The following is an 11,943-nucleotide window of genomic DNA, read 5'->3' as shown; positions in this document are numbered from 1 at the left end:
ATTCACTATCACACCTCCTTCTGAGGCCTCAGAAGGAGGTGTGATAGTGAATGTAAACAACTGCTCTTCTCCTTTTTGAATCAGGTTGAACTCACTTTCTTTAGGGCTGATGGTCCAACCTGAAGGTGCATCAATCGACACTTTTCCCTTGCAATTTTTCTTGCCGGCAATCACTCTGACATCCACCGATTTTGGCTCATTATCCCCAAACACAAGAACGCCTGCAGATACATTGACCATTACAGGAGGCCCAATAGTGAGTGGCTCTGTGATCTCTCCATCTACAGGATCTGTACGTTTAAATACCACCGGCACATCGACCCGAATTTTTTCATCCCCTAAGGAAAGCACGACCTGCCCCATGATGGCCGGATCGTTTTCCGGCTTTCCAATCTGCTCCCGATCATTGACTGTGTACATCCCCAACGATCCCTCCTCATTCAGCCAGTATGGATGTGAGAAAGGTGTTCCTGATGGCAATTGAAAATTGAGTTTGGAAACAAATGGCTTATTGTTTAATAATGCTGTTTTGAATGAGATTGGGTTTGGCCAGTTATCAAAAAGTACTTCATCCAGTGTGAGGCTTGCATCACTTCGATTTACAGCCTCCAGTGAGATCGTTATGGAGTCACCAATTGCATAATTGGGTTCATTTGCCTTCAAAGAAAGATACAGCCCCGAAGCTGCAATGATCAGTTCTTCAATCTCTTTGCGCTTTATCTCCCTCCAAAACTTATCATCAACTTTTGTAAGGGCATCTCTGGCGCCCATGAGCGGGGCTATGATGGTCGAAGGATTTCGTTGATCATAGGCCTCAATTGCTTTGTTTATAAAGAATGCTACCTCTTCAGATCCTTTCACCCTTCCCCAGGAAGTATCTATTCCTCCAAAAACTTCATCTGTTTCTTCACCGCCCCATTGCTCCAAATACTCTATTTGGTCGCCTCTGGAACCTGATGAACCAAAGCCCTGACTCTTGTGCATGCTCCTACTTTTCGCCGCTATTTCTGGATAGGATTCTCCCAGCAATGGATTGTACTGACCGACGTTCAATTTTTTAAGATTGGTGGTATCACCGCCAGAATCTCTAAACCACCACCAGCCAGTATTCCAGAATATCTTTTGAGGTTGCCACGGGTCTACATAGTTTAATTGTTCGGGGAAAGCAGTCTTGTCCCCACTTAGCTCAAAAGCCTCTCTCGCCAGAATAGCACTTGCGGTATGATGTCCATGTGTTCTTCCATCTGAGTTGAAACGTGTAATAATTACATCCGGTTTAAACTTCCGAAACGTCCAGACGAAATCAGCCAGGACCTGGTCTTTATCCCAGATGTTAAAAGTTTCTTCCGGATCCTTTGAATATCCAAAATCATTGGCTCGCGAGAAAAATTGTTGCCCGCCATCAGTCCTCCTCGCAGCTAACAACTCCTGAGTTCTTATCAAACCCAACTCCTCACGGATCTCCGGACCAATAAGATTTTGGCCTCCATCTCCACGGGTGGCTGATAAGTAGCCGGTCCTCATCAGCTCTTCATTTGCATAGTAGGCAATCAGTCTTGTGTTTTCATCATCCGGATGGGCCGCAACATATAGTACAGTCCCTAACACATTAAGTTTTTCGAGTTTTTGCCTGATTTCACCAGGCTTATAGGCTGTGAATTCTTGTGCAGATAATTGAAATGAAAGAACTGCAAGAAAGCAGCTCCATAAGGCATGGGTTCTCATAGATCGGTTTTCGTTCGGGTTAGTTACGAGAGAAAAGCCGGAAAGTTATCAGAATTGGATGAACGGTAGAAATTCGGCAGAAATGATCTCCTCAAAAAATTTCTCTAGCTTTAATAACCAAACGCCTAATCTTGAAATCGCCATTAAATTCACCCAAAGCATATGCTGATACCGAAGTGGAGAGTATCGCCAGGGTACTGAATGTGGCTTTTATTTTTCTTCCGGTTCTCCTACTTGTTGTCTTGATAAGACAAATTTTGGAAGCTGATTATGATATTGCACTACTTACCATTGCTGGTGTTGGTATTTCATTTCTTTGCCGGCATCAATTTCTAAAAGGCCACCTGAACAATTCAGTCATAGCTTTCTCGATACTTTTCAGCATTTTGTTAACAGCGATTTGTACTCTTGGCAATGGGGTTCACGATATTGGACTTATTGGATTCCCCATTATCATAGGTTTCTCAAGCATTATTCTTGATTTCAAACGACTCATTTTCACTTCGTTACTTAGTGTTGTTGGACTAGCATGGCTTGTTTGGGGTGAAATTAGTGGTCTTTATGATCCAATAATTGCATCCCCGGGCACTATAGGTGATTTCATAATCTCAAGCTTACTCATCCTAATGGGTGGGCTGGTTGCCTTCAGCCTCACGAGCAATATGAAAAGCTCAATGAAGAGGGTGAGTCATGAAGTGGAACTAAGTAGAAGCGGATCTAAAAGGTTAGCTGAAGATATTGAATCTAAACAAGAAATCATTGAGGAAACTCACCAGGCTGTGTTGAATAGCCTCACATATATTCAGCATCTGATTGATTTCAAGTATGATGAATCGGATGAGCTAGCACCAACATATGAAAGTGTGAAGCGGAAAATTCTGGTGATTGAATGCGCCCACGCAATACTTCTGAATGCGGGCGCACCCATTATTCTGGATCTTAAGTTATTGGTTCAATCAATATTTAACCGGTACGAAAAAGACATGAGCACTAAAATGCTTCACATAGATTTGAATACCGAATCATGCTTCACCATCTTGGATGAAGCGATAAACTTTGGTATTTGTATCATTGAGCTCGTGCATATGGCGGATAGTTTTAGCAAAGAGTCCCTGAGCATCAAACTTTCCATCAAAGAAAGAAGAGTTGACTTCCTGCTAAGTGGCTCTGAACTCAATAAGATTGACAAACCAAGTTTAGTCATTGAGCTACTAACCAAGCAGCTTAAAGGAACACTACGGCAAGATGCTAGCTCCATTCTATTATCATTCACTTCTAATCGCCACTCATGAATTTCTCCAGCTGGATAATGCTTGAAGATCCCATTGATGATACCTCCAGAAAAGAGGTTGGGAAGCTAATTCAGCTTTTTCTACTCATCATTCCCATTGTTGCTATTGTCCTCGCTATTGTCAATTTCATTTTAGGACTTACCGAAATAGCACTCACAACCCTGGTAGTACCACTGGTTTGTGGAATATCGCTTCTTTTTCTCGTCAGAGGGTTTACCAATATGTCGATCGTCATCATTGTTTCCACGCTAATAGTAACCACTACCATTAGTTGCGTTTTAGGCAATGGCATTCACGAGACAGGCATCATTATTTTCCCTGTCATTGTGATTTTTTCAAGTATAGTGATGAACGTTCGTGGTATACTTATTACAACTATTGCTGTCACTCTCTGCCTGGCTCTTTTAGTTTTTGGGGAAATGTATGGACTTTTTCCGTCTCAGCAAGTGCCAGAGGCTCGCATCGTTGACCTAGCGGTGGTGCTTTCCGTTACCATAGTCCACATTTTCATCACGTATAGCTTCTCAAAGATTTCCAAGGATAGCCTGAATAGGGTTAAAGCAGAACTAGCTACCCAAGAAAGGTTGAGAGGGGAAATTGCTGAAAATTTAACCGCTAAATCAGAACTCTTGAGACTTGTTCATCATCGGGTTAAAAACAACCTCCTCCTCATAAATTCTCTCATCGAGCTAGAAACGTATGGAACCCCAAAAGCAAAAAGTGAACTTTCTGAAATTATTGAGAGTATCCATACCATCGCCAGGGCGCATGATCCGCTTTATCACACAGAAGATTACAAGCAGGTTGAAATAAGACCTTATCTAGAAAAGCTTATTGTCACGTTTAGTCAATCTGCACGCTTTGAAAATGTAAAATCAGACCTTCAGGACGGACTGCTTTTTCATGAAAAGGCCTTGCTTCTGGGTATAATCCTTCAAAAGATTCTTAATAGAATTGGCACATCAGATATTACTAAAATTCAGATTTCGCTGAAAGTGAAGAAAGATGATTTCAAGTTAGAGGTTTCTTCCAGAGAGTTAGGTGATTTCCCTCAGAGTCACAAATCGCTCATAAAGCTATTGGCTGAACAACTTGAGGCGAAATTGACAATTAAGCCTACCAAAATAGTGATTTCATTCAGATCAGAAGCAGCAGATTAGCCTAACTTGCTAAAGTCTTTGACATCAGCATCTGTGGTAAGTATGCGTTGAAAAATGCCATTTAAGTCTTCGAAATCCCATGGCTTGGTCACAAAATCATGTATCCCAAAATCACCGATGGTTTCATAAAGATCTGCTCGCTTAATAAACCCACTCAGGATCATTCTTTTGATCTCAGGATTAGATGTAAAAACATCCTTTAGCAGCTCAACCCCGGACATGTGCGGCATGCGGTGGTCGGTAACAATCAGGTCAATCTTTTCTTTCTTGATAACCTCAAGTGCCTCTTGTGGACCCAAAGCAGTGTGAACATTGTAAAGCCTTCTAAATGTAGATTTAAAGCCTCTCAGATTGGGCATTTCATCATCTACATAAAGGATTGTATACTCCTTATCAACTTTAGATGCTTGTCTGGCAGCTCTTCGTGCGGCTCTCCTTTCTGCTCTTTCTTCTGCTGTGAGTGTTTCCATGTGCAATTAGATTGTCTACAAAAATACAAGATTTACTGAGGAACAGATATCTATTTTTAGCTAAGCAAAATACTTATTGACTGTCTCAAACTTGGCAGTTTTATTTATCTTAAAATAAATAATTTTCTTGAAAGCTCTAATCTCAAACTCCAAAAAATCAGTTTGATTTTTTTAAGGTAAACGTAAAAACAGTTCCCTTACCATCCGGATTATCTTTCACACTTAGCGTCCCTCCATTTTGGGTAATAAGATCTTTGCAAATGAAAAGGCCAACACCTGAGCTTTTCTCATTATCAGTCCCCACACGCTTATTGTCTTTTTTCATTTCAAACAAATTGGCCTTCATGTCATCAGGAATTCCAATACCAGTGTCTTTGATGTCAATTACAATTTCGTTTCCCACCTCAACATTAACGTTGATAAATCCTCCTTTTTCAGTGAACTTGACTGCATTAGAAAACAGATTCCGCATTACCACTTTCAATGCATTCTTATCAAATAAGCACTTGGCATCAATGTCTCCTGATAATTCAAAAGACAATTCCTTTCCATCGATATGCCTTTGCATATGCTCCATCGTCGGAATCATTATATCCTTGAGTACCAACTCTTCCTGATCTATTCGTTTGTCCTGTGATGCAGCATGTCCCCACTCCATCAATTCATCCAGCATCTGAATGGTATGATCTACGCCTTTGTCGATTGTGCTCATAAACTCTTTAGCTTGATCAATCCCCACTTGCTCTTCCCGCACAAGCGAAATCACACTTTTAAGATTGCTAAGTGGCCCACGAATATCATGACTAACTATGCGGATTAAAGTATCCCGAAGCAAACTGGAGCGTGAAATTTCTCTTGTTTTCTCCTCCACTCTTTTTTCCAAATTCTTATTGAGCTCTTTGTTTTCTTTGAATGAGGATGCGAATATTTCTGAAAGTGCGATGGATTGAAAAAATAAGAATATTACAAATCCAGTATTTACCAGGTTAGGGCCTGCGTTGATAAACACGACTCCCGATATCTTCAACAACTCTGCCATGACAAAAAGAAAACACAGAGCTGTGCCGGTAAATACGTACATCGAACCAACCTTATGTTGACGAATCGCCCTAATTAGAATTGTGAACATCAGCACATATGAAATCAGTATCACAATATTGTAATAATCCAGCGTGTGATAAAAAAAGCTGTATGGAGTTACTAAAACAATAACCAGGAATATGCCAGACAGAATTAGAAATGCTTTTACATATTTTCTGAGAGCTTGATATGGATATAAACTGTAAGCAAAGAGAATTGAAAGTGGTGCTCCGGCATAGCTACTAAAGAACTCTATTTTTCTACCCATCGTAAGCGAAACCTCTGAGAAAAATGAATAAAAAATCATTGACCCATCGTCCACCAGTGTGGCTCTGAGAAATATGAAAAATGACATCAGCCCCAGGTATAGGTAGTGATTTCTCTTTACCTGACTGTAAAGAACAATATTGTAGGCGGCAAAAATCGCTATGCTACCAATCTCCATCAATTCAATTTGCTGCTGCATATAGCTATGGTTTCAGAATTGTATTGAGTAATTAAGGAATCTGTTCGATAATAGTCAAGGGGCAGTCGTAAAATTTCGACCATTCGCTTTCATATCTACATATTTCTATATCTTTAGCTAACCTCAAAAGATATAATTATGTCAATGTACTGCCTCGTTTGGAAATACAATGTGTCATCAAACCAAGCAAAATTTGAAGAAGAATATGGTCGCAATGGCAGTTGGTTCAAGTTTTTCGAGACATCTGAAGACTATCTCGGAAGTGAGCTAATGAAGAGTGCAGATGGTAAATCTTATATTCTGATTGACAAATGGATGGCCAAAGCGGACTACCAGGATTTTATCGATGAAAATAAAGCTCAATACGATGAGCTATCTGAAAAATGTAAGGCTCTCTACGATAGTGAAGAGGATCTTGGGGAGCATGATCTCCTCCAGTAGAAGGAAATCAACTATCAATATTTTTTTTCAAAAATTAGCATTCAAAAAGGTTAGTGTGAATTCATGCGGATGCTCTCCCAATCCGCTATTTTTACTTCGTGATATTCATTAACGCACTTGCGTCCGAAATAAACCTGCTGCTCATTGTCAGCCTGGTAATTGTAGTCCTCGGGCTCATGCTTCGTCGATTCAATCAGCCCTATATTATTGCTTATATCCTTTCAGGAGTAATTCTCGGCCCACACGGTCTTTCTTTTGTGACAGACATAGACGTGGCTCAAAATCTCGGTGACATAGGATTGATAATCCTTATGTTTTTTATCGGTATGGAGATCTCCCTTCCCGACTTTCTAAAAAGATGGAAGGTGGCATTCTTCGGTACAGGTATGCAGGTAGTCTTTAGTATTCTGCTGATGTATCTGCTTGGTAGCTTTTTTGGCTGGTCTCTCAACCGCATGATTCTGCTAGGCTTTATCATCTCGATAAGTAGCTCTGCGGTGGTGATAAAGCTAATCGAGGATCAGTCAAACCCGGAAAGCAAAACCAGTCGAAATGTGATCAGCATCCTCCTCACACAGGACATTTTGATCGTGCCAATGATGATTGTCATCACCATCTTAGGCGGTGAAGCTCTGGATGTGAAACAAGTGACACTCCAAATAATTGGTGGTGTATTGATTGTGCTTACCATGATCTATCTAATCAAGAAGCAAAAGATAAAATTCCCATTTGAAAAAGTATTGAGTGAGGATCATGAACTACAAATTTTTGCAGGACTCATCGCCTGCTTTGGAATCGCCTTGATCACCTCTCTTTTCGAGCTATCTGCCAGTTTGGGAGCACTGGTTTCGGGCATTTTGATCAATGCTTCAGATTCCAACAAATGGCTTCACGATAGTTTGCATTCTTTCAGAGTGGTGCTGATTTCTGTCTTTTTTATATCGGTAGGCATGCTGATAGATCTCGAATTTTTAATGGAGCACTGGCTGGCAGTCAGCCTGTTGGTGCTCATTGTTTATTTATCAAATCATGGGATCAATGCCGTATCGTTGAGATTGCTGGGCAACAATTGGAAAGAAAGTCTTCTGGGTGGATCATTCCTGGCCCAGATCGGGGAGTTTAGCTTTGTACTGGCCACAATCGGATTACAACAAGATATCATAACCACCTACGGCTATCAGATTACGGTAATCGTCATAGCCATCACTATTTTTATCAGCCCTTTTTGGGTGCTGCTGACACAGCAAGCCATTGGTTATTCAGAACGCAAAAAGTAGCGCTAAACTTCACCCCATACGCTGGACTTGGCATAGGTGAAATGTCCCCGATCAATCACAATGGGAGAAACCACATTATTGTGATACAGACCACCTGTTCCCAAGCCATGATACTCATCATTTTGTGGAAATCTGGATGCAAACTGTGCAATGGCATTCAAACCAATATTGGATTCCAGATAGGAGGTAATCCACCATTCAATACCATGCATTTCGGCCAGATCAATCCACTCTTTCACGGAAGCAAACCCTCCATGCAAGGTTGGTTTTAAAACAAGGTAGTGGGGCTTGAGGTCTTGCAAAAGATCCACCCGATCTCGGGATGAATTGATCCCAATCAGTTCTTCATCCAAGGCAATTGGAATCTCGCTACGACTGCAAATTAACTCCATCGCCTCTGGCTGCATTGGCATGATGGGCTGCTCTATGGAATGAATGTTAAATTCACTCAGCCTCTTCAGCTTCATCAAAACATCGTTGGTATGAAAAGCTCCATTGGCATCCAGTCGGATAATCAGGTCGTCCGACGTTTTTCGCAGTGATTTGATAATTCCTATTTCCGTATCAAAATCCAATGCCCCAACCTTCAATTTGATGCATCGGAATCCCGCATCAAGTTTCTCTTTGATCTGCTCCTGCATAAAAGCTTGATCCCCCATCCACACAAGACCATTTATTGGCACCTCGATCCCCGAAAGCTTATTTGAAAAAACATGCTTGTTACCTCCATTTATAAGATCAAGCAACGCCACCTCCAACCCAAATCTTACGCTAGGCATATTTGGTGGCACCAATCCAGACACCTGCTCCAAAACCTCCTCTTCCGTACGTAGCACTGTGACCTGCTTTATTTCTTTAGCCAGCTGATTAAGAAATTCCGGAATATCCTCAACGTGCTCTGGACTCAATCGGTGAATTGGCGCAACCTCTCCCACTCCAGTCACTCCATGTTCGTCCTGCACTTTCAAAAACCACACTTTCCGATCTTTCATTTCCCCTCTACTCGTGCGAGCAGAAAATTTAAATTCAAGGACATACGGTTTAACTTCGAGGCTCAACATGGATCTAAAATTAGAAGACTTTTTATACGAGCTGCCTGACGACAGGATTGCAAAACACCCACCCAAGAATAGAGCTGACTCAAAGCTTCTTTTCTATCAGAAAGGTGATATTTCACATCACGAATTTAAGCACATTGAAAACCTAATCCCTGAAAATTCGCTGCTGGTTTTTAATGACACCAAGGTGATTCCTGCTCGCATTATCATGCATAAAGAGAGTGGTGCTCGCATTGAGATATTTTTACTAGAGCCTGTGCTCCCATCCAAGGTGCATGAAGAAGTGATGAACGCTACAAAGACATGTACATGGAAGTGCATGATCGGGAATGCGAAGAAGTGGAAACCCGACACCTCATTAAGTATACCCTCAATTTCGATGGAGGCGATTCGCACCGGGCAAGATGAAGTGACTTTCAAGTGGGGCAGTGACCTTACCTTCTCAGACCTGCTGACCGAGATAGGCAAGATTCCGCTTCCACCCTATATCAACAGAGAGGTGGAAGGTGCGGACGAAGATAGATACCAAACCGTTTACTCAAGAATGAAAGGTGCAGTAGCCGCACCTACAGCTGGTCTGCACTTTACCAATGAAATTATAGAAGCAATTACTTCCAAAGGCATAAAGACAGACTTCCTGACGTTGCACGTTTCTGCCGGGACGTTTCAGCCAATCAAAAGTGAAAAGATCAGCGAGCATCCCATGCACAATGAGCAAGTATGGATCACTCGCAAGAATCTGGAAAACTTGCTTGCCGCTGAAAAGGTGATAGCCGTTGGAACTACCTCTATGCGTACCTTGGAAAGCTTGTATTGGTACGGTGTAAAGCTCACCCGTGGAGAGTCTGCTTTTTTTATTGACAAATCCGATCCTTACTCCCTCGAGGCAATAGATCGAAAGGAAGCATTGAATGCTGTTCTCCAGGAAATGGAGAAAACCGGAGTAGAAAAAATCGGTGGACAAACGGAAATATTTATCTACCCCGGCTATGATTTCAAGATATGCGATGGACTGGTTACCAACTATCATTTACCCGGGTCCACACTCATTCTGCTGGTGGCGTCATTCATCGGTGATGACTGGAAAAAGGTGTACCAGGCAGCACTAGACTCCAACTACCGCTTTCTTAGCTATGGTGACAGCTCGCTCTTACTTCGCTAGGTCGATTTCATTTTTATCCGCTGATCTCGGATGTAATCGAGCGAAAACTTACCACTGCCTGTAATTGCCACCACAATCAACAGGGCAAGAATGCTAGCCGCCATCGGTAGTTCCATGTAGTTGTCTGCCGTGAGCATTTGCTTGTAATTAAAAATTACCGCTCCTGCCAAAATAGGAATATTGATCAGGCACATCCAGCGTGTGAGTGCCCCGCACATCAATATGATACCGCCCGCCATGTGGATGAAAATAATAGCATGCGCCAAATGGGCCGCTACGAAAATCCAGCCTACCGACTGGATATTTGCAGTGAAACTGTCAAAATTGCTTGCAAAGACAATTCCCTTGTAAGTGATGAACCCACCCAAAACAATACGTAGAAAATCTACCAAAATGGGTGGATTGATCGATTCAATTTTCTGAACGAGACCCATAATTTTTGGTATTGGTTTACCATAAGTTACTGAATATGATATTTATATCCAATAATTCAGTGCTGGTAGAGTGGTTCAATACGTTCATCGAAAGAGAGAGAAAATACCATGTTTAGGGTATTGATAACCCCACAAAAAGGCCCTTGCTTTGTGATATCATCTATTCACAACTACTATGAGTCAACTTATTAAAAGTCTATCAATAGAGCGGATTCACCTGGAATTAGCAGGAAAATTTTTACTTCTGGTTCTTATTCTGTCACTATTGATTAATTGAGATCGCTCTGATCACCGCACAAAACGCAAATCGTTTAAACATTTAAAAAAGCGCCCCGCCTGGCGCTTTTTTTTATTGCTACCCATTAAGTAATTGGATTCCCTTTCTAAATTCTCCATTGAATTATTCTTCGAACAAGTAGAAGTGAAAATAATATGACCATCAACAGGTAGTCGTCTTTTGTCAATCCATCTGTGACTACAAGACGATAAACGAGAAAAAAGACCAGGATGCCTGGGATCACTAAAAAGAGAATATAGAAAATAATTTTTTTCATATCACAAACTTAGCAAGACACGCTTCTTCTCTTGATTTAGATTGATATAAAAAGCAGTTATTTGATAATACCCGTAAGGAATTGATGTGTGATATTTGAAGTACTTTTCACAAATGCCCGAAGTACACTACACCCCCGCAGAAGAACGACTAAACGTCCTCACCCACGCATTGGGTGTGGTGCTAAGCATTGTCGGATTAGTCGCCATGCTTGTGCGATCAGATGATCCGGTAGAGATCATTTCATCTTTGGTTTTCGGAGTAAGCTTAATAATCCTCTACACGGCCTCCACCCTTTATCATGCAGCGAAAGCACCTCACACCAGAGCCAGGTTGCGCATTTTCGATCATGCAGCTATCTACATTTTAATAGCAGGCACATACACGCCCGTCTGCATGATCACCCTATCAGAAACCGTGGGAACCACCCTGCTGATTGTTATTTGGATCGTGGCTATCTGTGGAGTCACGCTCAAGCTCTTCTTCACCGGTCGGTTTGATCGGCTGTCTACTATCATGTATATAGCCATGGGATGGATTGCCATTTTCGCGATTAAACCTCTGCTATCTACCATGAGTACCGATGGACTACTTTGGCTACTTTCGGGAGGTATTTTCTACACGCTGGGAGCCATTTTATATAGTATACGCTCGCTACCTATGAACCACGCAGTATTTCATATATGTGTATTAGGCGGTAGTGCCAGCCACTTTATTATGATCTATTCGCACATTCTTTTTCCTTAGTTTGGTCGAAATTCAGTAAAAACATTTTGGCAATAATCTTTAAATGCGGGCTGGATTCCCTAAATTAATGAACTACTT

General features: G+C 41.6%; 12 protein-coding genes. 6 read left to right on the top strand and 6 right to left on the bottom strand.

Annotated features, from left to right (window positions below):
- Nucleotides 1–1,725: PIG-L family deacetylase (locus ACEQZT_RS11520; protein WP_370089591.1), on the bottom strand; the 1,725-nt coding region annotated here is incomplete at its 3' end.
- Nucleotides 1,726–1,856: 131 nt separating this feature from the next.
- Between ACEQZT_RS11520 and ACEQZT_RS11515 the strand changes: the two genes are divergently transcribed.
- Together ACEQZT_RS11515 and ACEQZT_RS11510 are read left to right on the top strand one after the other, a co-directional pair.
- On the top strand, nt 1,857–3,017 hold the full coding sequence (locus ACEQZT_RS11515; protein ID WP_370089590.1) for a hypothetical protein: 1,161 nt from the start codon (nt 1,857–1,859) through the stop codon (nt 3,015–3,017).
- Nucleotides 3,014–4,177: a histidine kinase dimerization/phosphoacceptor domain -containing protein gene (locus ACEQZT_RS11510; RefSeq protein WP_370089589.1), complete on the top strand. Its 1,164-nt coding sequence runs from the start codon at nt 3,014–3,016 to the stop codon at nt 4,175–4,177. Before ACEQZT_RS11515 ends, ACEQZT_RS11510 begins: the two co-directional genes overlap by 4 nt.
- Here the strand turns inward: ACEQZT_RS11510 and ACEQZT_RS11505 are convergent.
- The gene (locus ACEQZT_RS11505; protein WP_370089588.1) at nt 4,174–4,647 is read right to left on the bottom strand and encodes a response regulator; all 474 of its coding nucleotides are present in this window, start codon (nt 4,645–4,647) and stop codon (nt 4,174–4,176) included. The genes ACEQZT_RS11510 and ACEQZT_RS11505 overlap by 4 nt on opposite strands.
- 157 nt (nt 4,648–4,804) lie before the next feature.
- Nucleotides 4,805–6,193 (bottom strand): ATP-binding protein, encoded by a 1,389-nt coding sequence (locus tag ACEQZT_RS11500; protein ID WP_370089587.1) that lies wholly within the window; start codon nt 6,191–6,193, stop codon nt 4,805–4,807.
- Between the two features lie 144 nt (nt 6,194–6,337).
- On the opposite strand from ACEQZT_RS11500, the gene ACEQZT_RS11495 reads away from it, so the two are divergent.
- On the top strand, nt 6,338–6,634 hold the full coding sequence (locus ACEQZT_RS11495; protein WP_370089586.1) for a hypothetical protein: 297 nt from the start codon (nt 6,338–6,340) through the stop codon (nt 6,632–6,634).
- A gap of 98 nt (nt 6,635–6,732) precedes the next feature.
- Nucleotides 6,733–7,911, top strand: coding sequence for a cation:proton antiporter (locus tag ACEQZT_RS11490; protein ID WP_370089585.1), 1,179 nt, complete (start codon nt 6,733–6,735; stop codon nt 7,909–7,911).
- Between the two features lie 2 nt (nt 7,912–7,913).
- Here the strand turns inward: ACEQZT_RS11490 and menC are convergent, their stop codons facing one another.
- On the bottom strand, nt 7,914–8,972 hold the full coding sequence (gene menC, locus ACEQZT_RS11485; protein ID WP_370089584.1) for an o-succinylbenzoate synthase: 1,059 nt from the start codon (nt 8,970–8,972) through the stop codon (nt 7,914–7,916).
- Here menC and ACEQZT_RS11480 point away from each other — a divergent pair.
- Nucleotides 8,971–10,131: an S-adenosylmethionine:tRNA ribosyltransferase-isomerase gene (locus tag ACEQZT_RS11480; protein WP_370089583.1), complete on the top strand. Its 1,161-nt coding sequence runs from the start codon at nt 8,971–8,973 to the stop codon at nt 10,129–10,131. The two genes, menC and ACEQZT_RS11480, sit on opposite strands and share 2 nt — an antisense overlap.
- Here the strand turns inward: ACEQZT_RS11480 and ACEQZT_RS11475 are convergent.
- Nucleotides 10,128–10,565 (bottom strand): DoxX family protein, encoded by a 438-nt coding sequence (locus tag ACEQZT_RS11475; RefSeq protein WP_370089582.1) that lies wholly within the window; start codon nt 10,563–10,565, stop codon nt 10,128–10,130. The genes ACEQZT_RS11480 and ACEQZT_RS11475 overlap by 4 nt on opposite strands.
- Before the next feature lie 383 nt (nt 10,566–10,948).
- The gene (locus ACEQZT_RS11470) at nt 10,949–11,119 is read right to left on the bottom strand and encodes a hypothetical protein (RefSeq protein WP_370089581.1); all 171 of its coding nucleotides are present in this window, start codon (nt 11,117–11,119) and stop codon (nt 10,949–10,951) included.
- A 113-nt stretch (nt 11,120–11,232) separates the two neighbouring features.
- Between ACEQZT_RS11470 and ACEQZT_RS11465 the strand changes: the two genes are divergently transcribed.
- On the top strand, nt 11,233–11,865 hold the full coding sequence (locus ACEQZT_RS11465) for a hemolysin III family protein (RefSeq protein WP_370089580.1): 633 nt from the start codon (nt 11,233–11,235) through the stop codon (nt 11,863–11,865).
- Nucleotides 11,866–11,943 lie beyond the last annotated feature (78 nt).

Origin of the sequence: Ekhidna sp., assembly GCF_964218185.1 — a bacterium.
Lineage (GTDB): Bacteria > Bacteroidota > Bacteroidia > Cytophagales > Cyclobacteriaceae > Ekhidna.
Note: the sequence above shows the minus strand (reverse complement) of the source record. Positions and strands in the feature narration are given on the sequence as shown.

What these genes read in the sequence shown, in the direction of transcription:
- ACEQZT_RS11510 (WP_370089589.1), top strand. Translation starts at nt 3,014, where the DNA reads ATGAATTTCTCCAGCTGGATAATGCTTGAAGATCCCATTGATGATACC.
- ACEQZT_RS11505 (WP_370089588.1), bottom strand. Translation starts at nt 4,647, where the DNA reads ATGGAAACACTCACAGCAGAAGAAAGAGCAGAAAGGAGAGCCGCACGA.
- ACEQZT_RS11500 (WP_370089587.1), bottom strand. Translation starts at nt 6,193, where the DNA reads ATGCAGCAGCAAATTGAATTGATGGAGATTGGTAGCATAGCGATTTTT.
- ACEQZT_RS11495 (WP_370089586.1), top strand. Translation starts at nt 6,338, where the DNA reads ATGTACTGCCTCGTTTGGAAATACAATGTGTCATCAAACCAAGCAAAA.
- ACEQZT_RS11480 (WP_370089583.1), top strand. Translation starts at nt 8,971, where the DNA reads ATGGATCTAAAATTAGAAGACTTTTTATACGAGCTGCCTGACGACAGG.
- menC (WP_370089584.1), bottom strand. Translation starts at nt 8,972, where the DNA reads ATGTTGAGCCTCGAAGTTAAACCGTATGTCCTTGAATTTAAATTTTCT.
- ACEQZT_RS11475 (WP_370089582.1), bottom strand. Translation starts at nt 10,565, where the DNA reads ATGGGTCTCGTTCAGAAAATTGAATCGATCAATCCACCCATTTTGGTA.
- ACEQZT_RS11470 (WP_370089581.1), bottom strand. Translation starts at nt 11,119, where the DNA reads ATGAAAAAAATTATTTTCTATATTCTCTTTTTAGTGATCCCAGGCATC.
- ACEQZT_RS11465 (WP_370089580.1), top strand. Translation starts at nt 11,233, where the DNA reads ATGCCCGAAGTACACTACACCCCCGCAGAAGAACGACTAAACGTCCTC.